The organism is Actinoplanes sp. NPDC049118, assembly GCF_040648555.1.
Lineage (GTDB): Bacteria > Actinomycetota > Actinomycetes > Mycobacteriales > Micromonosporaceae > Actinoplanes.
Genome location: NZ_JBEZDY010000007.1, coordinates 49,765 through 71,703 on the forward strand (window position 1 = coordinate 49,765; position 21,939 = coordinate 71,703).

At 72.5% G+C, this 21,939-nt stretch carries 19 protein-coding genes; 8 read left to right on the forward strand and 11 right to left on the reverse strand.

The window, feature by feature from the left end; translation table 11 throughout:
• The first annotated feature begins 134 nt into the window (after positions 1 to 134).
• Complete coding sequence (locus AB0B58_RS12445) at positions 135 to 2,072, forward strand: carboxypeptidase-like regulatory domain-containing protein (protein ID WP_360221971.1); 1,938 nt, start codon at positions 135 to 137, stop codon at positions 2,070 to 2,072.
• Positions 2,073 to 2,448: 376 nt separating this feature from the next.
• Here AB0B58_RS12445 and purL read toward each other — a convergent pair whose 3' ends face one another.
• From purL to purS, 3 genes are read right to left on the reverse strand one after another with little or no spacing between them, the layout of a single operon-like run.
• Positions 2,449 to 5,181 (reverse strand): phosphoribosylformylglycinamidine synthase subunit PurL, encoded by a 2,733-nt coding sequence (gene purL, locus AB0B58_RS12450; RefSeq protein WP_360221974.1) that lies wholly within the window; start codon positions 5,179 to 5,181, stop codon positions 2,449 to 2,451.
• Positions 5,178 to 5,891 (reverse strand): phosphoribosylformylglycinamidine synthase subunit PurQ, encoded by a 714-nt coding sequence (gene purQ, locus AB0B58_RS12455; RefSeq protein ID WP_360221977.1) that lies wholly within the window; start codon positions 5,889 to 5,891, stop codon positions 5,178 to 5,180. The genes purL and purQ overlap by 4 nt, the downstream gene beginning before the upstream one ends.
• Complete coding sequence (gene purS, locus AB0B58_RS12460; protein ID WP_184998200.1) at positions 5,888 to 6,154, reverse strand: phosphoribosylformylglycinamidine synthase subunit PurS; 267 nt, start codon at positions 6,152 to 6,154, stop codon at positions 5,888 to 5,890. The genes purQ and purS overlap by 4 nt, the downstream gene beginning before the upstream one ends.
• A 324-nt stretch (positions 6,155 to 6,478) precedes the next feature.
• On the opposite strand from purS, the gene AB0B58_RS12465 reads away from it, so the two are divergent.
• On the forward strand, positions 6,479 to 7,162 hold the full coding sequence (locus tag AB0B58_RS12465; RefSeq protein WP_360221981.1) for a trypsin-like serine protease: 684 nt from the start codon (positions 6,479 to 6,481) through the stop codon (positions 7,160 to 7,162).
• 58 nt (positions 7,163 to 7,220) lie between these two features.
• Here the strand turns inward: AB0B58_RS12465 and purB are convergent, their stop codons facing one another.
• The 3 genes from purB to AB0B58_RS12480 are packed head-to-tail and all read right to left on the reverse strand — an operon-like array spanning position 7,221 to position 10,458.
• Positions 7,221 to 8,642 (reverse strand): adenylosuccinate lyase, encoded by a 1,422-nt coding sequence (gene purB / locus AB0B58_RS12470; RefSeq protein ID WP_360221984.1) that lies wholly within the window; start codon positions 8,640 to 8,642, stop codon positions 7,221 to 7,223.
• Entirely contained in the window at positions 8,639 to 9,919 is a 1,281-nt protein-coding gene (locus AB0B58_RS12475) for an MFS transporter (protein WP_360221987.1), read from the reverse strand. Before AB0B58_RS12475 ends, purB begins: the two co-directional genes overlap by 4 nt.
• Positions 9,916 to 10,458 (reverse strand): helix-turn-helix domain-containing protein, encoded by a 543-nt coding sequence (locus AB0B58_RS12480; protein ID WP_360221990.1) that lies wholly within the window; start codon positions 10,456 to 10,458, stop codon positions 9,916 to 9,918. The genes AB0B58_RS12475 and AB0B58_RS12480 overlap by 4 nt, the downstream gene beginning before the upstream one ends.
• Positions 10,459 to 10,588: 130 nt before the next feature.
• Between AB0B58_RS12480 and AB0B58_RS12485 the strand changes: the two genes are divergently transcribed.
• Complete coding sequence (locus tag AB0B58_RS12485) at positions 10,589 to 11,041, forward strand: SCP2 sterol-binding domain-containing protein (protein ID WP_360221993.1); 453 nt, start codon at positions 10,589 to 10,591, stop codon at positions 11,039 to 11,041.
• Between the two features lie 78 nt (positions 11,042 to 11,119).
• Here AB0B58_RS12485 and purD read toward each other — a convergent pair whose 3' ends face one another.
• Positions 11,120 to 12,361 (reverse strand): phosphoribosylamine--glycine ligase, encoded by a 1,242-nt coding sequence (gene purD / locus AB0B58_RS12490; protein WP_360221996.1) that lies wholly within the window; start codon positions 12,359 to 12,361, stop codon positions 11,120 to 11,122.
• Positions 12,362 to 12,650: 289 nt separating this feature from the next.
• On the opposite strand from purD, the gene AB0B58_RS12495 reads away from it, so the two are divergent.
• The 3 genes from AB0B58_RS12495 to AB0B58_RS12505 all read left to right on the forward strand — a co-directional run bounded on the left by AB0B58_RS12495 (position 12,651) and on the right by AB0B58_RS12505 (position 17,100).
• On the forward strand, positions 12,651 to 13,943 hold the full coding sequence (locus AB0B58_RS12495; RefSeq protein WP_360221999.1) for an adenylosuccinate synthase: 1,293 nt from the start codon (positions 12,651 to 12,653) through the stop codon (positions 13,941 to 13,943).
• A gap of 1 nt (position 13,944) precedes the next feature.
• Entirely contained in the window at positions 13,945 to 14,913 is a 969-nt protein-coding gene (locus AB0B58_RS12500; RefSeq protein ID WP_360222002.1) for a hypothetical protein, read from the forward strand.
• A gap of 63 nt (positions 14,914 to 14,976) precedes the next feature.
• On the forward strand, positions 14,977 to 17,100 hold the full coding sequence (locus AB0B58_RS12505; RefSeq protein WP_360222005.1) for a chromosome partitioning protein: 2,124 nt from the start codon (positions 14,977 to 14,979) through the stop codon (positions 17,098 to 17,100).
• Between the two features lie 72 nt (positions 17,101 to 17,172).
• On the opposite strand, the gene AB0B58_RS12510 is transcribed toward AB0B58_RS12505, so the two are convergent.
• Together AB0B58_RS12510 and AB0B58_RS12515 are read right to left on the reverse strand one after the other, a co-directional pair.
• On the reverse strand, positions 17,173 to 17,595 hold the full coding sequence (locus AB0B58_RS12510; protein WP_360222008.1) for a DUF3151 domain-containing protein: 423 nt from the start codon (positions 17,593 to 17,595) through the stop codon (positions 17,173 to 17,175).
• Between the two features lie 58 nt (positions 17,596 to 17,653).
• Positions 17,654 to 18,643, reverse strand: a complete 990-nt coding sequence (locus AB0B58_RS12515; protein WP_360222011.1) for an ADP-ribosylglycohydrolase family protein — start codon at positions 18,641 to 18,643, stop codon at positions 17,654 to 17,656.
• Positions 18,644 to 18,661: 18 nt separating this feature from the next.
• On the opposite strand from AB0B58_RS12515, the gene AB0B58_RS12520 reads away from it, so the two are divergent.
• Together AB0B58_RS12520 and AB0B58_RS12525 are read left to right on the forward strand one after the other, a co-directional pair.
• Positions 18,662 to 19,870, forward strand: coding sequence for a hypothetical protein (locus AB0B58_RS12520; RefSeq protein ID WP_360222014.1), 1,209 nt, complete (start codon positions 18,662 to 18,664; stop codon positions 19,868 to 19,870).
• A gap of 43 nt (positions 19,871 to 19,913) precedes the next feature.
• On the forward strand, positions 19,914 to 20,165 hold the full coding sequence (locus AB0B58_RS12525; RefSeq protein ID WP_360222017.1) for a hypothetical protein: 252 nt from the start codon (positions 19,914 to 19,916) through the stop codon (positions 20,163 to 20,165).
• A 25-nt stretch (positions 20,166 to 20,190) separates the two neighbouring features.
• Here the strand turns inward: AB0B58_RS12525 and AB0B58_RS12530 are convergent, their stop codons facing one another.
• Both AB0B58_RS12530 and fbaA read right to left on the reverse strand, forming a co-directional pair.
• On the reverse strand, positions 20,191 to 20,715 hold the full coding sequence (locus tag AB0B58_RS12530; RefSeq protein WP_360222696.1) for a hypothetical protein: 525 nt from the start codon (positions 20,713 to 20,715) through the stop codon (positions 20,191 to 20,193).
• Positions 20,716 to 20,826: 111 nt separating this feature from the next.
• Positions 20,827 to 21,852, reverse strand: a complete 1,026-nt coding sequence (gene fbaA / locus AB0B58_RS12535; protein ID WP_360222020.1) for a class II fructose-bisphosphate aldolase — start codon at positions 21,850 to 21,852, stop codon at positions 20,827 to 20,829.
• Between the last annotated feature and the right edge of the window lie 87 nt (positions 21,853 to 21,939).

Sequence of the window (21,939 nt, forward strand, 5' to 3'; positions counted from 1 at the left end):
CGTTCCTGGCACTGATCGGTGGCGTTCTCGTCGCCGCGCCCTCAGCCGCGCTGGCAGATGCACCGAACGTAGCCGTGGCCTCACTGTCGCCACGCGACATCCCCTCGGGCGGGGAAACCACGATCGCCTACACGGTGACCAATGGAAACGCCGAGGCCGGGCTCGTCTCGGTGGTGGTCAGCGCCAACGGCATGACCTGCTCCGGAAAGTGCGACTTCGAAGAGACGTTCGCAGCCGGCAGCACGCAGCAGTACACGGCCAGGCTGAAGGCCGGCGCCGTGGACCCGGGTCAGACCAAGAACGTCCAGATCCAGATCAATGCGCAGTTCGGTGACGAGAGCGGCAGCGGCAGCGTCAGCCGCAACGTCACCGTGCGCGGCCCGGACAAGCCGCAGACCGTGCGCCAGGTCAGCGGCAAGGTGAAGGACCAGGACGGCAAGGCCGTCCCGGGCGCGCTGGTCGGCCTGCGCGACAGCCAGAACCACCAGTACGACACCACCACCAACGGTGACGGCGGCTACTCCTTCACCGGCTCCGACAGCGATCCGATCGCGGTCGGCGCGCTGTCGGTGGCCGCTACGAAGGGCGGCTACGACGTCGCCTCGGTGAACGCGCAGGGCGGAGCCGGCAAGTCGGTCACCGTCCCGCTCACCATCAAGCTGAAGGCGGGCGCGTCGCCGTCCGTCAGCCCGTCGGCGTCGGCCAGTGCGAGCACCGTGCCGACCGATGAGGCCAGCGAGGACGCGACCGACGTCACCGACGACGAGACCGCCGCGGCGACCGACCAGACGCCGACCTCGGGTACGGACGAGGGCTCCGGTTCGATGCTCTTCATCATCCTCGGCGGCCTGCTCGTGGCGGCCGGCATCGGCGCGATCGTGTTGGTCCTGATGCGCCGCAAGTCCGGCGAGGAGCCGGACGGCACGGACGACGCGGACGGCCCCGCCGGCACGGTGCCGCCGGCCGGCGGCGGTGGCCGGTACCCCGGCGCCGGCGAGACCCGGCTGGCCGGTGCTCCGATGGGCGCCCACCCCAACGACGCCACGATGATCGCTCCGCGTTCGGGCGCACCGTCCATCGCGGACGCCCCGACGATGATCCACCGGACGCCACCTGTCGTCGACGAGTTCCCGGACCCCTACGGCGCGCCGATGCCGCAGGGCGGCGGCTACAACGCGCCCGGTGGCTGGGGCGCGGCCGGTGCGGCGCCCGGCGGCGAGGCCTACGGCACCGCCACCCAGTACGGCGGCGCCCCGGTGCCGGCGCAGAGCGGCGGCTACGCGGAGCAGGCCGGCGACGCCTACGGCGCCAACGGCTACGGCGCCCCGCAGGGCGGCTACGACCAGGCGGACGGCTACGGCCAGGCGGCGCCTTACGGCGCTCCCCAGGATGGCTACGACCCGCAGCCGCAGCCACAGCAGCAGCGCTACGACGAGCCGACCGGCATGTACCGGCCGGAGCCCGCCGGCTACCCGCCGGAGGCCGGCTATGCCGACCAGGGCGGCTACGGCGGCGCGGAGCCGGCGTACGGCCAGAACGGCGGCTACGACCAGGCCGGCGACGACTACGCCGGCCAGGGCCCGGCCCGCGGCGGGGCCTACCAGGGCGGCAACGGCTACGCCGGCGGCGCCTACGGCGCTCCCGCCGAGCCCGTCGATCAGGGTGGCGGCTACGGCTCGTGGGACGGCCAGGGTGGCGCGGTCGACAACGGCAACGCGTACGGCCCGCCCGCCGGCGGCGCCTACGGCGGCGGCCAGGGCGGTCAGGCCTACGGTGGCGGCAACTACGGCGCCCCCGCGGGCGGCGGCGGCTACGACCAGGCCGGCGGCTACGGCGCCGAGCAGGGCGGCTACGACCCCCGGGCTGCGTACGGACCGCCGGAGGGCTACGACCCGCAGGCCGGCGCCCGGGGTCAGCAGCCTCCGGGCGGCAACTACGGCGGCCAGGGCGGCTACGGCGCCGACCAGGGTGGCTACTACGGCGCGGAGCAGCAGGGCGGCCGCCGCGGCGGACCGCCGCCGGAGGCGACGCACCCGGGTCAGCGACGTCCTCTCGACTGGATGGACGACTGACCCACCGGATCACCGAAGCCGGCCCCGTCTTCTGACGGGGCCGGCTTTTTCCTGCGCCCTCGGGGTGGACCCGCGATGCCCCGCCGACAGGATGGACCCGGGATACCGGGCCGCCAACAGGATGGACCCGGGATACCGGGCCGCCAACAGGATGGACCCGGGATACCGGGCCGCCAACAGGATGGACCCGCGATGCCGGGCCGCCGACGGGATAGACCCGGGATACCGGGCCGCCGACGGGGTGACTCGCGATGCCGAGCCGACGGCCGTGAGGGCGGAACCGCGGTCCCGCGGGCGGCGTGGGGGTTGCGAGCCCGCAAAGCAGAGCGCCACGGCCGGGGCTGTGCCCCGCCGTGGCGCGCTGGTGGTTCTGCTGTCAGGCCTTGCTCTCGGGCTTGTCGGGCTCCGGCTCGGCCGGCTTCGACTCGGGCCACTCCGCCTCGGCCACCGGCTCCGGAGTGATCGGGCCACCCGGCACCTCCCCGGCCTCGGCCGCCGGGCCGGCGGTCTCCTGCGGCGCGGTCGCCGGGGGCGGGGCCGTCGCGGGCTGGGCGGCGGCCGGCTCGCTGATCTCCAGCGTGACCGACGGACCGGCGCCCTCGGCTACCTTCGCCGCCGCGCCACCGGCCTCGACGGCCGGCTGAACCGGCGCGGCCGGGGGAACGACAGTTGTCTCGGCCGGGCCGCCGAACAGGTTGCGCAGCGTCGCCGTGAAGGCCTCGCGCAGCTCGTCGAGCCCGATCGAGAACTCGTTCTGCACCTCGAGGACGGGCTCCGCGGCGGTGACGCCGATCTGCACGCAGGCGATGTTGTGCTCCGCCGCGAGCGCCACGAAGGCCTTGTCGTGGCCGCGAGGCACCGCCACCAGCGCACGACCCGCCGACTCGCTGAACAGCCAGACGAACGGCGTGGTGGTCGCGTCGTGATCGGGAAGCGCGATCCGGGCGCCGACGTTGTGCCGCAGGCAGGACTCGACAAGCACCTGGGCGAGGCCGCCGTCGGAGAGGTCGTGCGCCGCGACGACGTGCTCGCGCTCGGCCGCCTGGGCCATCAGCCGGCCCAGCGCCTGCTCCTGCGCCAGGTCGACCTTCGGCGGGCGCCCGCCCAGGTGACCGTGGGTGACCCACGCCCACTCGGAGCCGGACAGCTCGCACCTGGTGTCGCCCAGCAGGAAGAGCAGGTCGCCGTCGCCGGCCGGCGGCGGGAAGCCCATCGGAACGCGCCGCGCCACGTCGGCGAAGATGCCGAGCACGCCGACCACCGGGGTCGGGTGGATCGCGGCCGCACCGGTCTGGTTGTAGAAGCTGACGTTGCCGCCGGTGACCGGGATGCCGAGCTGCTGGCAGCCGTCGGCGAGGCCGCGTACCGCCTCGGCGAACTGCCACATGACCGCCGGGTCCTCGGGCGAGCCGAAGTTCAGGCAGTCGGTCACGGCGACCGGGTCGGCACCGGTGACGGCGACGTTGCGGTACGCCTCGGCCAGCGCGAGCCTCGCGCCCTCGTACGGGTCGAGCCGGGCGTACCGGCCGTTGCCGTCGACGGAGAGCGCGACGCCGAGCCCGGTGCGCTCGTCGATGCGCAGCACGCCGGCGTCCTCGGGCTGTGCGAGCACGGTGTTGCCGAGCACGTACCGGTCGTACTGCTCGGTGACCCAGCTCTTGTCGCACAGGTTCGGCGACGCGATCATCCGCAGCACCGTCGCGCGCAGCTCGTCCGGGGTGGAAGGACGCGGCAGCGTCTCCGCGCGGTCGGCCTGGAGCAGGATCAGGTCGGCGGGCTCGCGGATCGGCCGGGCGTAGACCGGGCCGTCGTCGGCGAGCGAGCCGGGCGGCACGTCCACGACCACGTGGTCGTTCCAGCTGATCACCAGGCGGCCGGGCTGGCCGTCGGTCTCGCTGGGGGTGACCTCGCCGATGTTGGTGGCCCAGACGCCCCACTTCTCGGCGACCTTGAGCACCTCGCCGAGCTTCTCCGGCGCGACGATCAGGAGCATGCGCTCCTGCGACTCGCTGGCCAGGATCTCGGTCGGCGACATCGAGGCCTCACGCAGCGGCACGCGCTCCAGGTAGACCCGCATGCCAGTGCCCGCGGCGGCCGCGGTCTCGGTGAGCGCGCAGGTCAGGCCGGCGCCGCCGAGGTCCTGGATGCCGACGACCAGGCCCGCGTCGTACAGCTCGAGGCAGCTCTCGATGAGCAGCTTCTCCATGAACGGGTCGCCGACCTGCACCGACGGGCGGCGCTGCTCGGCGCCCTCGTCGAAGGTCGCGGAGGCGAGGACGGAGACGCCGCCGATGCCGTCGCGGCCGGTCCGCGCGCCCATCAGGACGACGACGTTGCCGACGCCCGCCGCCTCCTTGCGCTGCAGGCGCTCGACCGGCAGTACGCCGATGCTCAGCGCGTTGATCAGCGGGTTGCCCTGGTAGCAGGGGTCGAAGACGATCTCGCCGCCGATGTTGGGCAAGCCCAGGCAGTTGCCGTAGCCGCCGATGCCGGCGATCACGCCGGGCAGCACGCGCGCGGTGTCCGGGTGGTCCGCGGCACCGAAGCGCAGCGGGTCCATCACGGCGACCGGGCGGGCGCCCATGGCGAGAATGTCGCGGACGATGCCGCCGATGCCCGTGGCCGCGCCCTGGTAGGGCTCGACGAAGCTCGGGTGGTTGTGCGACTCGACCTTGAAGGTGACCGCGAGCTCGTCGGAGATCTGCACGACGCCGGCGTTCTCGCCGATGCCCGCGAGCATCCGGGTGTTCTTCGGTGCCTTCTCGCCGAACTGGCGCAGGTGCACCTTGCTCGACTTGTAGGAGCAGTGCTCGCTCCACATGATCGAATACATCGCCAGCTCGGAGGCCGTCGGGCGGCGGCCGAGGATCTGGCGGATCCGGTCGTACTCGTCGTCCTTGAGGCCGAGCTCGGTGTGCGGCTGGAGCTCATCGCCCGTGTTCAGCGCCCGCTCGACGGTGTCGGGACCCCCGTCGAACTGGTTGACCAGCACGTCGGTGGCGGCGAAGCCGGTCGGCTTGGCCGGCTGGCCGGACGCCGCCGGCGGTTGGTTCGGTACCCCCCGCGGCGCCGCAGCGCCGCTGGTCGCCGTGTCGTGCTGGGTGGTCATCGCTGGGCTCCCCCTGTGAGCTGCCCGCCCGCGGCCGTCCCGGCCAGGTGCCGCAGGGCGGAGGTGAAGAAGCCGAGGCCGTCGAGCGACGGGCCGGTCAGCGCCTCCACCGCGTGTTCCGGATGCGGCATGATGCCGACCACGTTGCCGGCCGCGTTGGTGATCGCGGCGATGTCACGCTGCGAACCGTTCGGGTTGCCGCGCGTGTAGCGGGCGACGACCCGGCCCTCGCCCTCGAGCTCGTCGAGGGTGCGCTTGTCCGCCACGAAGCAGCCTTCGCCGTTCTTCACCGGGATCAGGATCTCCTGTCCCCCGGTGAACGCGTTCGTCCACGCCGTCGACGCCGTGTCGATGCGCAGGTGCTGATCGCGGTTGCGGAAGTGCAGGTGCTGGTTGCGGGTGAGCGCGCCCGGCAGCAGGTGTGCCTCGCAGAGAATCTGGAAGCCGTTGCAGATGCCGAGCACGGGCAGGCCGCCGCGGGCGGCGTCAGCGATGGTCTCCATGACCGGGGCGAACCGGGCGATGGCGCCGCAGCGCAGCGCGTCGCCGTACGAGAAGCCGCCGGGCAGGATCACGGCATCGACGCCGTGCAGATCCGGGTCGCCGTGCCAGAGGCGCACGGACTCGCCGCCGGCGATCCGCACGGCACGGGCCGCGTCGCCGTCGTCGAGCGAACCCGGGAAGGTGACGACTCCGATCCGCATGGTCACGCGCTCATCTGAGCGGCGTCACCGGCAGCCTCGTCGACCCGGATCGAGAAGTCCTCGATGACCGGGTTGGCGAGCAGCTTGTCGGCGATCTCCCGAGCGGTGTCGAGGTCGGGTTCACCAGCGAACTCGATCTCGATCCGGCGTCCGATGCGTACAGAGGAGATGTCGCTGACACCGAGCCGCGGCAGCGCGTTGGCGACTGCCTGGCCCTGCGGATCGAGGATCTCCGGCTTGAGCATGACGTCGACGACGACGCGAGCCACGGGCACTCCTGACTGTGTAGGTGCGCAGTTGGGTGGCCCTCTAAGGGGCGAGCGGCCACAGCCTACCCTGTACGGCTCGCGCGCGACCCATCGGCCGGTGTCGGCAGGCCGACGCCAGGGGCGCTGAGCAGGGAATCTCGACCGTGATCTCGGCCACCGGGTACGTCACGGCGTGGCCCCGGGTGACCACGTTCGGTCACATACGTCATCACACGGTGATATGTGTGAACTGGAGTCTTGTCGCGGGACGCGGCCAAACCTAGCGTTCGGTCGACACAGTTCGATGAATCCCCCGCATCGACAGACCTTCGGAAGGAGCCCGACGTGCGCATCCGCATCGTCGTCGCCTCTCTGGCTACCGCCCTGACCGGCATCCTGGCCGTCCCCGCCGCCGCGAACGCGGTGGAAGCCGGACCGGACCCCATCATCGGCGGCAGCACCGTCGCCTCGGCGCCCTGGGCCGCCGCCGTGTTCAGCAACGGCAGCTTCACCTGCTCGGGCACGATCATCTCGGCGAACTACGTGCTCACCGCCCGGCACTGCATCAGCGGCACGATGTCCGTCCGGGTCGGCAGCGTCAACCGCACCTCGGGCGGCGTGACCCGCACGGTGAGCTCGACCACGACCCGCTACGACCTCGCCCTGATGCGGCTGAGCAGCGCCGTCTCGACGACCTACATGCCTCTGTCCAGCGCGTACCCGCCCGTCGGCTCGACGAACTCGCTCTACGGCTGGGGCCAGACCTGCTACAGCGGGTGCGGCGCCTCGACGACGCTGAAGACCGCGAGCGTCCAGGTGACCTCCACCAACGGCACCGACGCGTACGGCGGCCGCGCGATCGCGTCGACGGCGATCACCGGCAACGCGTGGCGCGGCGACTCCGGCGGCCCGGAGGTCTACAACGGCGCCCAGGTGGGCGTGGCGTCGACCGCGGACGGCCAGAGCCGGCAGTACTACGGCAGCGTCGCCTACAACCGGGCGTGGATCACCTCGACCGCGGGCGTTTGAGTTCTCCGTCGGGGTGCGGCGCGATGGAAGCTCCGCCGCGCCCCGACGGCGCGATCCGCTACAGGATCGGCGCCGGCGCGTACTTCGCCGCCTCCGGGTGGGCCGCGACGATCGCCGCCACCCGCTCCGCCACCGCCTGCACCTGTGCCGGCGCCGCGCCAACGAAGGCCGCCCGGTCCGCCACCAGGGCGTCGATCTCCGCACGGGTCAGCCGCAGCCGGCCGTCCGCCGCCAGACGGTCGAAGAGGTCGTTCTCCGCGATGCCCTTCTCGCGCATCGCCAGCGCCACCGCCACCGCGTGTTCCTTGATGACCTCGTGCGCCAGCTCGCGGCCGACACCCTTGCGTACCGCCGCGACCAGCAGCTTCGTGGTGGTGAGGAAGGGCAGGAAGCGATCCAGCTCGCGGGCGGTCACCGCCGGGTAGGCCCCGAACTCGTCGAGCACGGTGAGGAAGGTCTGGAACAGGCCGTCGGTGGCGAAGAAGGCGTCCGGCAGGGCCACCCGGCGGACCACCGAGCAGGAGACGTCGCCCTCGTTCCACTGGTCGCCGGCCAGCTCGCCGACCATCGACAGGTAACCGCGGACGATCACCGCGAGGCCGTTGACCCGCTCCGACGAGCGCGTGTTCATCTTGTGCGGCATCGCCGACGAGCCGACCTGGCCCGGCTTGAAGCCCTCGGTGGCCAGCTCCTGGCCGACCATCAGCCGGATCGTGGTGGCCAGCGACGACGGCGCCGCGACGACCTGCGCCAGCGCCGAGACCACATCGAAGTCCAGCGACCGCGGATAGACCTGGCCGACGCTGGTCAGCACTCGCTCGAAGCCAAGATGCGCCGCAACCTTGCGCTCCAGCTCGGCCAGCTTCGTCGCGTCACCGTCGAGCAGGTCGAGCTGGTCGGCGGCCGTGCCGACCGGTCCCTTGATGCCACGCAGGGGGTAGCGCCCGATCAGATCGTCCAGCCGCTCGTACGCGATGAGCAGCTCCTCGGCGGCGCTCGCGAACCGCTTGCCCAGCGTGGTCGCCTGTGCCGCGACGTTGTGCGAGCGGCCGGTCAGCACCAGGTCGCTGTACTCGAGCGCCCGCTCGGTGAGCCGGGCGAGCGTGGTGACGATGCGGCTGCGTACCAGCTCCAGCGAGGCCCGGATCTGCAGCTGCTCGACGTTCTCGGTGAGGTCGCGGGAGGTCATGCCCTTGTGAATGTGCTCGTGCCCGGCCAGCGCGCTGAACTCCTCGATGCGCGCCTTCACGTCGTGCCGGGTGACCCGCTCGCGCCGGGCGATGCTCTCGAGATCGACGTCGTCGACCACGGCCTCGTACGCCTCGACCACGCCGTCCGGCAGCGCGACGCCGAGGTCCCGCTGTGCCCGCAGGACCGCGAGCCACAGCCGGCGCTCCATCCGGATCTTCTCCTCCGGCGACCAGAGGTCGACGAGGTCGGCGGACGCGTATCGGCTGGCGAGGACGTTCGGGATGCTCACGCCGCCGATTCTTCCATGGTCCGTTCGGCGCCCTGACTGCTCGTCGGGAGACGGTGCCGCAGGTTACGCACGGAACGACTGCTCAGCATCCCGGCGACGGAGAGCGCGATGAGTGCGGCCGCCCCGACGAGCGTCGACTCGACGCCGGCGACCTCGGCGATCGGCCCGGCGGCGACCTGCCCGACGGGGATCGCGACGAAGGAACCGACCATGTCGTACGAGTAGACGCGCGCGAGCCTGTCGGCGGGGATGTGCTCCTGCATCGTCGTCTCCCACGCGACGCTGAACTGTTCGATGCCGGCACCCGCCAGGAAGGCGGCGCCGAGCAGCAGCCCGAGGTGCGGCACGGCACCGAGGGTGAGCACCGGCAGCACCTCGAACGCGGTGCAGAGCACGCCGACGAAGAGCAGCCGGCTCACCCGGATCCGCATGGCGAGGACGGCGCCGAGCACCATGCCGACGGTCTGCGCCGCGAGCACGAGACCCCAGGCCCGGCGGCCGACGGTGTCGTCGGCGACCACGGGACCGAGCACGCTGATCCCACCGCTGAGGGCCGCGTTGATGACGCTGAATCCGGCGACGACGACCCACAGCCAGGTACGGCTCCGGAACTCGGTCCAGCCGGCCCGTAGATCCGTGAAGATGCCGCTGCGTGCGGTGGCCGCGGCGCCGGCGTCCGGCGCGGTGGCCGCGGACGGCACGCGGAGCAGGGCGAAGACGACCGCCGAGACGGCGAAGGCGGCGGCGTCGATCGCGATGCCCCAGCCCGGGCCGGCGGTCGCGACGATCACGCCGCCGACCGGTGCACCGATGATGACCGCGCCGTTGAGGAAGAGGCGGTTCAGGGCGTTCGCCTGCTGGCGGATGCCGTCCGGGACGAGCTGCGGCACGATCGCCGACGAGGCCGGCATGGCCAGCGCGCCGGCCATGCCGTTGGCCGCGGACAGGGCGATCAGCAGCCCGACCGTGGCCGCACCGGAGAGGACCAGCGCGGCAACCGCCGCCTGGGTGATCGCCGCCGCGACGCTCGCGCCGACCATCAGCAGGTGCTTCGGCACCCGGTCGGCCAGGGCGCCGCCGAAGAGCAGGAACACGACGTTGACCAGCATCCGGGCGCCGACGACCAGGCCGAGGTCGCGCGGCGAGCCGGTCAGGTCGAGGACCGCGAAGGCCAGGGCGATGGGCGCGATCGAGTTACCGAGGGCGTTGATCGTGCGCCCGGCGAGCAGGAACCGGAAAGGCACGAGCCGCAGCGGCGCCAAACCCGCCTCGCTCATGACTCCGCCATGCGGAACATAGCGATGGTGGAGCTGGTGCGGACCGTGCCCGGGGTGCGCGGCGGCCTCGCCGCGTCGTGCAGGTCGCGGGCGGCCTGGGCGATCCGGTCACGGACCTCCCGCCAGACCTCCGGGTCGACCCACAGCTCGGCGTCGACCATCGAGCCGCCGACGTTCCAGTCGGCCTCCGCGGTGCGGCGGACCAGCTCGTTGGCCACCGCCGCGAACAGGGCGCGCTGGGAGTCCGCGCCGCGCTCGCCGAGGGAGGGCTCGTGGTCGCGGCCGCGATCCGCGTCGTAGCGGTAGCGCTTGGCGACACCACCGCGGATGTGTTCCTCGCCGGCCTGCACGATCAGGCCGGCGGCGAGCAGGTTGCGCAGGTGGTAGCTGGCGTTGGCGTGGGTCAGCCCGAGCTCGCGGGCGACGTCGGCGGCGGTGAGCGGCGCGCTCGTCAGCAACGACAGCATCCGCAGCCGGACCGGGTGGGCCATTGCCCGCAGCGCGGCCTGGCGACGCTCCGGCGTATCTCCCAAAGACATGTTGGGGAGTCTGACAGCGACGGGGCTCACTGTCCACCGGGTGTTCGGGGGTTGAGACACTGCAAGTTGACGCGGTTATCGCTAGGGTTACTCGCGAGTAGGTCTGGCGCTCATCCCGAAAGGTCCACCGATGACTGATTTCAGCCCCGAGTCGTTCGCCACGATCGGTCCCAAGGAGTTCGCACAGCTCGTCAAGTCCACTCCGGACTCGAAGCTCGCCGAGGTGATGAGCGCCGAGAACCGGAACAAGATCCTCGACGAGGTGTTCAACCGGATGCCCACGCTGTTCCGCGCGGACCGCGCCGGGGCGACGCAGGCCGTCATCCACTGGATCATCACGGGCGGCCCGGGCGACAGCACGGACAGCTACGAAACGGTGATCGAGAACGGCGCCTGCACGGTCACGAACCAGCCGGCCCGTGAGCCGAAGCTCAGCATGACCATGGAGCCGGTGACGTTCCTAAAGGTCGTGACGGGCGACGGCAACCCGATGATGATGTTCATGACGGGCAAGATCAAGGCGAAGGGCGACCTCGGCCTGGCGGCCCAGGTCGCGAAGCTCTTCGACATCCCGAAGAACTGACCCGGGTCCCCGCGCAGCGGCATACCCGGCACGAAACGCCCCGGCGGGCCGAGCGGCCCGGCGGGGCGTTCCTGTTTCTCAGAGCTTGATCCGGCCTTCCACCGCGCCGAGGGCGATGTCGCTGCGGTGGTGGGAGCCTTCCAGCGTGATGCCGTCCACCAGGGCGTACGCCGCCGCGCGCGCGGCGGCCAGGTCCGGCCCGGTCGCCGTCGCGCTGAGCACCCGGCCACCCGCCGACACCAGCGCGCCGTCCGCCCGGCGGGCCGTCCCCGCGTGGATCACGCCGGGCTGCTCACCGCCGGTGATGACGTCGCCCGTGCGCGGCGTGCCCGGGTAGTTGTGGCTCGCCACGACCACCGTGACCGCGGAGCCGTCGTGCCAGCGCAGCGGCGGGAGATCGGCCAGCGTGCCCGTCGCCGCCGCGTGCAGCAGCCCGCCCAGCGGCGAGGCAAGCAGCGCCAGCACCACCTGGGTCTCCGGGTCGCCGAAGCGGGCGTTGAACTCGATCACCTTGGGACCCTTGCCGGTCAGCGCCAGCCCCACGTAGAGCAGCCCGGCGAACGGCGTGCCCCGGCCGCGCATCTCGGCCAGCGTCGGCATCACGGTCTCGGCCATCACCCGCTCGACCAGGTCGGCCGGCGCCCAGGGCAGCGGCGCGTACGCACCCATGCCGCCCGTGTTCGGCCCCTGGTCGTCGTCGGCCACCCGCTTGAAGTCCTGCGCCGGCATCAGCGGCACCGCGGCCGTCCCGTCGGTCACGACGAACAGCGAAACCTCGGGTCCGTCCAGGAACTCCTCGATGACGACCCGGCCGCAGTCCAGCGCATGCTCCAGCGCGACCGCGCGGTCGGAGGTCACCACGACGCCCTTGCCCGCGGCGAGGCCGTCGTTCTTCACCACGTAGGGCGGGCCGAACTCCTCGAGCGCGGCCGACGCCTGATCCGCGGTGGTGCAGGCGTAGGAGCGGCCGGTCGGCACGCCCGCCGCCGCCATCACGTCCTTGGCGAACGCCTTCGAGCCCTCGAGCCGGGCCGCCGCGGCGCTCGGGCCGAAGCAGGCGATGCCCTTGGCGCGCACGGCGTCGGCGACGCCCGCCACCAGCGGCGCCTCCGGGCCGATCACCACCAGGTCGGCGGCGAGCTCGACGGCGAGCGCCGCCACCGCGGCCGGGTCGTCGGCCTTGACCTCGCGCAACGTGGCGACGGCGGCTATGCCCGGATTGCCCGGAGCGGCCGTCAGTTGCTCCACCGAGGGGTCCGCGGCCAGGCCGACGGCAAGGGCGTGCTCGCGGCCGCCGGATCCGATCAGAAGTACACGCACGCCGCAGATCCTACGGCCCGCCGCCGATCACGATCGCGGTCGTCCACCGGTCCACAGTGAACCTTTTCAACCCGGCCTCGGGCCTGAGGCATCCGGGCCGTCGGTCGCCGCCTCGGTGAACGTGCTGCGACCGAGGGATGACCCCCTGTGGATAACTCGCCGCATGCCTGTGGATAACCGGGTGCCGCCTGTCGGGATCCTCACGGCGGTGAGCTGCGGGGTCGCGTAAACTTCGGCAGTACCCGGGCCTCTCCGTGTACGACGTGTTTCAACGGAAGGCGTCAGTCAAGTGCCGGTGATCGTGTTGGTCGGCGCCCAGTGGGGCGACGAGGGCAAGGGCAAGGCCACGGACCTCCTGGGCGACCGGATCGACTACGTGGTCAAGTTCAACGGCGGTAACAACGCCGGCCACACCGTCGTCATCGAGGGTGAGAAATACGCCCTGCACCTGCTCCCGAGCGGCATCCTCACCCCCGGCGTCACGCCGGTGATCGGCAACGGCGTCGTGGTCGACCTCGCGGTGCTCTTCCAGGAGATCGACGGGCTCGAGGCCCGCGGCATCGACACCTCCCGGCTGCGAATCAGCGCCAACGCGCACGTCATCGCGTCCTACAACCGCACCCTCGACAAGGTCAGCGAGCGCTACCTGGGCGCGCGGCGGATCGGCACGACCGGCCGCGGCATCGGCCCGACCTACGCGGACAAGATGAACCGCCTCGGCGTACGCGTGCAGGACCTCTTCGACTCCTCGATCCTGCGGCAGAAGGTCGAGGCGGCCCTGTCGTTCAAGAACCAGGTGCTCTCGAAGATCTACAACCGCAGCGCGATCAAGCCCGACGAGGTCATCGCCGACCTGCTGTCGTACACCGAGCGGCTGCGGCCCATGGTCGCCGACACCGGCCTCGAGCTGTCACAGGCACTCGACGCCGGCAAGGTCGTGCTCTGCGAGGCCGGCCAGGCCACGCTGCTCGACGTCGACCACGGCACCTACCCGTTCGTGACCAGCTCGAACGCGACCGCCGGCGGCGCCTGCACGGGCTCCGGCATCCCACCGACCCGGGTCGACCGGGTGGTCGCGGTGCTGAAGGCGTTCACCAGCCGGGTCGGCGAGGGGCCGTTCCCGACCGAGTTGCACGACGAGGTCGGCGACTACCTGCGGCGGGTCGGCCACGAGTACGGCACGACCACCGGCCGCCCGCGCCGGATCGGCTGGCTCGACCTGGTCATGGGCCGGTACGCGCAGCGCATCAACGGCGTGACCGACTTCGTCCTGACCAAACTGGATAATTACGACGGACTGGACGAGATCCCGGTCTGCGTCGCGTACGACGTCAACGGCGTGCGGCACGACGAGATGCCATACAGCCAGAGCGACTTCCACCACGCGACGCCGATCTACGAGACGCTGCCGGGCTGGAAGAAGGACATCAGCGGCGCCCGCGACTTCGCCGATCTCCCGGAGAACGCCCAGCGGTTCGTCGAGTTCGTCGAGGCGCGGATCGGCGCGCGGATCTCCGTTGTCGGCGTCGGCCCGGGCCGCGAGGAAGTCATCGAGCGGCACTCGGTGCTGAGCGGAGCCTGACGTGTACGACGTCATCCTGCTCAGCCTCGCCGAGGGCGGCGGCTCCGCCGCGGATGCCTGCGGCTCGGCCTGCGGCGGCTGCGGCCCCGCGGAGGCACAGGTCTGCGACACCCCGCGCGTACCGGTACTGAAGTGCGCGGATGCGCTGACCCAGGCCGGCGCGCGGGTCGAGACCGTGACCGCGTCCTCCGACGCGGAGATCGACGCGGTCATCGCGCGGTTCGACGCCGCCGAACGCCCCGACGGCCTGTCCTGGCCCGACGCCGACAGCAAGGTGCGGCTGGTGGTCGCGACGGCGGCCGACGGCCAGCTGCGCGCCGTGATGCGGCGGCTGGTCCGGCGGTACGCCCCGCCGCCCAGCAGACGGCCGGCCGACCTGGCCGACGACCGCACGGTGCCCGATCTGCCGCCGATCGCGATCCTGCCGCTCGACCCGGCGAGCACCACCGACCTCGCCGCGCAGCTGGGCCTGCCGCGCGAGCCGGCCGCGGTCGCCGCGGCCGTGCTCGGCGGCGCCGTCCGGCGCCTCGACCTGCTGCGCAACGACGGCGGGTCGGTCACCATCGACGGCGCGCTGGTCGGCGGCGCGGACGACCGCGGCGCGGCCGTGCCGTGGCGCGGCCGCATCGAGGTGGACGACGCCGTGCTCTCCGACGGCACCGACCGCATCGTCGCGTGCGCGATCGGCAACGGCGGCGCCTACGCCGAGTTCGACGGCCTGCCGCTGCTCACCGACGGTGACCCGACCGACGGCCGGGTCGAGGTCGCGGTGGCGGTCCCGGTGCTCGTCGAGCGACGATTCAGGAAGCCGAGGGTACGCATAGAGGTGCGCCGTGCCCGCGGACGAGCGGTCTCGGTCCTCCCCCGCGACGGTGAGCTGCAGTTCCTCGACGACGGCGTGGCCGGGACGATGAGCCGCAAACGCTCGTGGTGGACCGAGCCGGGCGCCTGGGCGGTGTACGCGGGCTGACCGCCTGTGCGAGTCTGAAACAGCATTCAGGTACGAGTCTTTGTTTACGGGGAGGTCGCATCCGTGGAGGACGAGAACGCCGACCGCGTCTACGTCCCGGGCACGAACGGTACGCCACCTGACCGGGATGTCGAGCCGTTCTGGCCGCCGGAGGAGCTGAGCGCTCCGGTGCACGGTGGCAGGCCGGTGCCGCGGGACGCGCCGCCGGCATTCCCGCTCCCGCCGGCCCCGCCGGTGTCTCCGCCACAGCAGGGTGACCCCGCGGTGTACCGGCCGACGGACCGGGCCGCGCCGCCGCAGCCGGCGCCGCCGGTGTACCACCAGCAGATGCCCACGCCGCAGGCGCCGCGGCCGCAGCCGACGGCGAGTCCGGACGGTTCGGCCCAACCATGGCCGAACATTCCGCCGCGACCGATGGCGACAGCAGCCGAATCCGGCCATTTCTCCCGTTCCGCACCCGTTTCTCCCGTTCCACCTACTTCGGACGATGCCGCGGCCATCGCCGGCCCGGATGCCTCACCCGTCTCGGGAGCCGGAACGACCGCCACGCCGATCAGCGGCGTGCCGGCGAGCGAGGATGCCACCGTCGCGTCGGACTCCCCGTGGGCACAGCCCCCGCAGCGGCCGGCACCCGCTCCGCCGGCCGCCGAGCGGCACACCGGGCCGGAGAACACCGAGCCGACGCCGCGGGCCGGGACGAGCGCGAGCGTGCCGGGCCTCGGCGCCGCCTACTACCCGGCGGTGACGCCGCGGCAGAGCCCCGAGAACGCCGACGCGCAACACCCGGGCGCGGTCTACCGCCCGGGCCCGGTCGGCCCGGAGGGACCGCGCGCGAACGGCGCGCAGCCGGCGCACCCGGAGAGCCAGAACCAGGTCGGCCAGAACCAGGCCGGCCCGGCGGTTCCACAGCAGCGCGGCCCGCGCCCCGGACCGGCCCAGCCCGGCCCGGGCGCGCCCCAGCCGCAGCAGGCCGCCCGGCCAGGCCCGCAACCGCCCGTACCGGTGCCGCCGCAGCATGGCCACCCCGGCATGCCGCACCACCAGGGTCAGGCGGCACCCGGGCCGACCGGCCAGGCACCGCACTGGGCGCCGAACGGCCAGGCCGCGCCGATGCCGCCGGGCCCCTACCCGCCCGCGGTCGACCCGCGGGCCGCACGGCCGCACCCGCAGGTCCAGCCGCCGGTCCCCGGCGAGCAGCCCCCGCTCCAGCCGCCGCCGGCCGACCCGTACCAGCAGCTGCCGTGGGTCTCGGACGGCACGCCGACCGCCGAGGAGTTCGCCCGGCGCCGGCTGGCGAAGCCGGCCGAGCCGACGGCGACCATGGGCGCCCGGGCGATGCTGCAGAAGGGCACGATGGGCCTGGTCCGGCTGGCGCCGGGCAAGCGCGAGCAGGAGTACAAACAGGACGTCGAGATGGTCCGGCGCAACTTCGGCGGGCTGCGGCAGGTCACCGTGGTCAACCCGAAGGGCGGCGCCGGCAAGACCGTCGCCGTGCTGCTGCTGGCGATGACCTTCGGGCAGAAGCGCGGCGGCTACGTGCTGGCCTGGGACAACAACGAGACACAGGGCACCCTCGGCATGCGGGCGCAGCAGGACTTCCACGCCCGCACGGTCCGCGACATGATGCGTGACCTCCAGCTGTTCCGGGGTTCGCACGGCCGGGTCGGCGACCTGAGCCAATACGTGCGGGCGCAGGGCGAGGGCATGTTCGACGTGCTGGCGTCCGACGAGTCCGCGACGGCCGGCGAGATGCTCACGGCCAGCGCGTTCGCGGAGATCCGGGAGATCGTCAGCCGGTTCTACAAGCTGATCTTCGTGGACACCGGCAACAACGTCCGGGCGCAGAACTGGCAGGCGGCGATGGACGCCACCGACCAGTTGGTGATCACGATGTCGGCCCGTAACGACTCGGCCGAGACCGCGGCACGCATGCTCGACCATCTGGAGCAGAGCGGCCGGCAGCGGCTGGTCCGCCAGGCCGTGAGCGTGGTGACGATGCCGCCGACCCGCAAGGACATCGACCTGCCGGCCATCCAGCGCCACTTCGCGGCCCGCACCCGCGCGGTGCTGCTCGCGCCCTACGAGAAGCTGATCGACTCGGGCGAGCCGCTGCGCTACGGACAGCTGTCGGCCGGCACCCGCGACTCCTGGCTCAAGATCGCCGCAGCGGTTGCCGAGGGCCTGTAACCCCCGCATCGACACCATGGGCCAGGCCGCACGCAGCGGCCTGGCCCTTCTCCGTCACCCCTGAGGCGTGGATCAGGTGAGCGCGTCCGCCGCCGCCGGGTCGCTGTCCCGGAGGAACTGGGCGCAGCGCGCGGCCTCGTCCGCCTCGCCGATCTCCGCGGCCGCCAGCGACAGGCTGTGCAGGCAGCGCAGGAAGCCCTGGTTCGGCACGTGCGACCACGGCACCGGGCCGTGGCCCTTCCAGCCGTTGCGGCGCAACGCGTCGAGGCCGCGGTGGTATCCGGTGCGGGCGTACGCGTAGGCCGTCACCGGCTGCTTCTCCGCCAGCGCGCTCGCGGCGAGCGCGGCCCACCCGCCGCTGTACGCGGGGAAGCGGGCCGCGACGGACTTGTAGGCGTCGTCGGTGCCGGCGCTCGCCGCCGCTGCCAGGGCCGCGTCGGCCTCGGTCTCGGCGGGGAGGCGGGTGGCCGGCGGCTCGGGAAGGAGGTTCTGCATGTCCCTATTCAACCCCGCTGACCCGGCGCGTCCGGGCGCGGGTCGCGGAGGTCACCCCTCAGTCCCACGCGGCGCCGAGGGCGTGCAGGCGGTCGGCGTACTCGATCCGCTCCCGCCAGGCCGGCGGCCAGGCGGCCAGGCCGAGCGACGCGCCCGCGAAGCCGCCCGCCAGGCAGGCGATGGAGTCGGAGTCGCCGGAGGAGGCCGCAGCCCGGCCGAGGACGGCGACCGGCTCGTCCGGTGAGATCAGGTAGCAGTACAGGGCCGTGGCCAGGGCCTCCTCGGCGATCCAGCCGGCGCCGGTGGCGAGGCACGGATCTCCGGTGAAGTCGCCGCGGCGCAGCGCGTCGGCGACCCGGCCGAGGGCCGCCGCGCTCTCGTCCCAGCCGCGCGCGATGAATTCCTCGGGCGTGCGCACCGTCGGCCGCTGCCACAGGTCGCCGAGCCAGTCGTGGTGATAGACCGAACGCTGCTCGGCGCAGTGCGCGAGCAGCCGGGCCGGCAGCTCCCGCGGCGCGAGGCCGTCGGCGAGCCACCGTACGGCGAAGGCGGTCAGCTCGCTGGCCGCCAGCCCGGTCGCGTGCCCGTGGGTGAGGCCGGCCTGCAGTTGCGCGGCACCCGCCCGCTGCTCGTCGGTGAGCCCGGGCATCAGGCCGACCGGGGTGACGCGCATGTTCGCGCCGCATCCCTTCGAATGAATCTGCGACGCCTGCTGCCAGGGCCGGCCGTCCGCGAGGTCGCCGCAGGCGCGCAGGCAGGTCATGCCGGGGGCGCGGTTGTTGTCCGGGCTGACCGCCCAGTCGAGGAACGCCTGCCGCAGCACCGGCTCGAGGCTCTCCGGGGTCGGATCCCCGGCCGCGACCAGGGCTTCCCCGACCGCGAGCATCATCTGCGTGTCGTCGGTGACCAGCGCGGGATCACCGCTCAGCGCGAGCGGCCCGGCCGGACCGTGCTCGGCGACGATGGTGGCGTAGTCCTGGAACTCCGTCGGTTTGCCCAGCGAGTCCCCGTACGCCAGCCCGAACAGCGAACCAGAGGCCTTTTCCACGGTGGCTACCCTACGGTGATGCCCGGTGATCCATTGCAGCCCGTCTTCGGCGGCGACATCCCCTTCGACAGCACGGCGGGCGAGGTCGAGTCCCGAGCCGAGTTCAATGTGCACCTCGCCAAGCGGTCACTCGCCGGGCTGATCGTGCTCGGGCTCCGGCTCGACCTCGACCCGCCCGACTTCACCGGCGTCGACGTCCAGGGCACCCTGTTCGTCGGCTGCCGGCTGGCCGCGCCCGAGGTCGAGATCGCCCTGATCGGCCGCGGCGCGCACCTGGTGCCGCCGTTCGACGCCCGGCCGTACCCGACCCATCCGGCGCATCTGTACACGCCGGAGGACCTCGCCTACGGCTTCGCGCAGGACGGCTTCGCCGGCATGTACGACACCTGCGTCTACGAGCACTTTCTCGAGCACGGCGGCGCGGCGCCCGACCTGCGGGAGGCGATCGCGCAGCGCCTGCACGACGCCGGAATCGACAACGCGCTGGGCAAGGCCCTCGCGGCCTGGGTGCACGCGCACGGCGCCCGCGGCGCGGTCGGGATCATGGGCGGGCACGCGGAACCGCGCGGCTCGGACGCGTACCGGATGGCCGCGACGCTGGCCTGGCGCCTGGCCGGCGCCGGCCGCCTGATCGTGACCGGCGGCGGGCCGGGGGTCATGGAGGCCGCCAACCTGGGTGCCTACTTCGCCACCCGCGCGGCCGGCGAGCTGTCCGAGGCGATCGACCGGCTCGCGCCCGCGCCGGACTTCCTGGACCACGATCCGTACACGGCGGCGGCGCTCGCGGTGCGGGCGGCCTACCCCGCGCCGCCCGCCGTCGTCGGCGATGTGGTCGGGCGCCTCACCCACGGCGGTCTGGCGCTCCCGACCTGGCTGTACGGACACGAGCCGGCGAACCTCTTCGCGGGCCAGATCGGCAAGTACTTCTCGAACGCGGTCCGCGAGGACTCGATCCTGCGCCTGTCCCGCGGCGGCATCGTCTTCGCACCGGGCTGGGCGGGCACCGTACAGGAGATCTTCCAGGCGGCGACCAAGACGTTCTACCGCACCGACGGCCCGTCCGGTGCATTCGTCTTCCTCGGCGTCGACCACTGGGCGGCACTGCCGGTCGAGGCCCTGCTCAGACCCCTGCTGGCCCGCTCACCGCACGGCGACCAGTCGAACCTGATCCTGGTCACCGACGACCTGGACGAGGCGGTCCGCGCTCTCAACGTCGACGACGCATAAGGCTCTCGCGGGCGGGTGGCGGGCATGCCGCACACTGCCGGGTATGGCGATGATCCTTTTCGTTCTCGGGCTCCTGGCGGCGATCGGATTCGCGGTCTGGTACAGCGGGCGCGGCCGCCCTTCGCGCAGCAACCGCTTCCTGGGCAACACCTACGGCACCGATCCGGTCATCGGCTCGTACGACGGCGGCGACTCGCACCATGACCACGGCGGCGGCTGGTCCGGCGACGGCGACGGGGGCGGCGGGGGCGGGGGCGGCGGGGGCGGCGGCGGCGGGGGCGGCGGCGGGGACTGAACGCTGGCACGGCCCGAGCCGGCCATCAGGCGACGCGCACCCGGCGCCAGCTGTTCACCGGGAGGTCCATCTCCGGGACGTCGGTCAGGCCGTTCTCGTCCATGGCGTTGAAGACCGCCAGTCTCGCACCGTCGAAGAGGAACTCGACCGCGTGCAGTACCCGGGGACGCCACTCGGCGACGGTGGTCCGTTCGACGATGTTGACCTCGCGCAGCGCCTTGCCGCGGGCGTTGCGCAGGGCGGCGTGCGGATCCGCGCGCCAGTCGAGCTGGATGCCCGTCGCGTACCACTCGATGGGCGCACTCATGTCCACCTGGTCCCAGGTGATGGCGCATTCGTCGAACTTACGGTGAGTAATTTCGACATTGGTTTCACCGAAGCCGAGTATCACCGGCCCGTCCGCGAACCAGCCGCGCTCGGAGAGGTCCCACATCAGCCATCCGGCGACGAGCTCACGACCGATGAGCCGGGAAAACCGCGCTCTGTGTACGGCGGCAAGGGCCTCGGCGTCGTGATGCCAAACGGGATCGTACCCCCCGATGCCGAGCATGATCACCGCCCTCGTCCGGGACAAGACGACGATCGTACCCATGCCTCTGCGTAGTGCCGCAACACAAGAACGGCCGGCCCCCACGTCCGGGGACCGGCCGTTACCGGTGAGTTACTTCTTGAGGGTGGTACCCGCCGAACGCAGGTGCTCGCACGCCTCCACGACGCGCTTGGCCAGACCGTCCTCGGCCAGCTTGCCCCAGGCGCGCGGGTCGTACTGCTTCTTGTTGCCGACCTCGCCGTCGATCTTCAGCACGCCGTCGTAGTTGCGGAACATGTGGTCCGCGACCGGGCGGGTGAACGCGTACTGCGTGTCGGTGTCGATGTTCATCTTGACGACGCCGTAGTCCAGGGCGCCGTGGATCTCCGAGAGCAGCGAGCCGGAACCGCCGTGGAAGACCAGGTCGAACGGCTTCTCCTTGCCGTACTTCGCGCCGACCGCCTCCTGGATCTCCTTGAGGATCTCCGGGCGCAGCTTGACGTTGCCGGGCTTGTAGACGCCGTGCACGTTGCCGAAGGTCAGGGCCGTCATGTAGCGGCCCTTCTCGCCCAGGCCCAGCGCGGCGGCCGTGGCGAGGCCGTCCTCGACCGTCGAGTACAGCTTGTCGTCGATCGCGGCGCTGACGCCGTCCTCCTCGCCACCGACCACGCCGACCTCGATCTCGAGGATGATGTGCGCGGCGGCGGACAGGGCGAGAAGCTCCTCGGCGATCTGCAGGTTCTCCTCGAGCGGCACGGCGGAGCCGTCCCACATGTGCGACTGGAACAGCGGCGCCCGGCCGTTCGCGACCCGCTCCTTGGAGAGCGCGAGCAGCGGGCGCACGTACGAGTCGAGCTTGTTCTTCGGGCAGTGGTCGGTGTGCAGCGCGATGTTGACCGGGTAGTTCTTGGCCACCTCGGTCGCGTACTCGGCGAGGGCCACGGCACCGGTGATCATGTTCTTCACCGTGGGGCCGGAGGCGTACTCGGCGCCGCCGGTGGATACCTGGACGATGCCGTCGCTGCCCGCCTCCGCGAAGCCCTGCAGGGCCGCATTGAGCGTCTGCGAGGACGTCACGTTGATCGCGGGGTACGCGAACGCGCCTGCCTTGGCGCGGTCGAGCATCTCGGCGTAGACCTCAGGGGAAGCGATGGGCATCGGTGCGCTCCTTGATCTCAAACGGCAGCAGAGGGCAGGACCGCGCTGTCCTCCAGCAGGCAGTATTCCGCAGTCACCGTCCGCGAC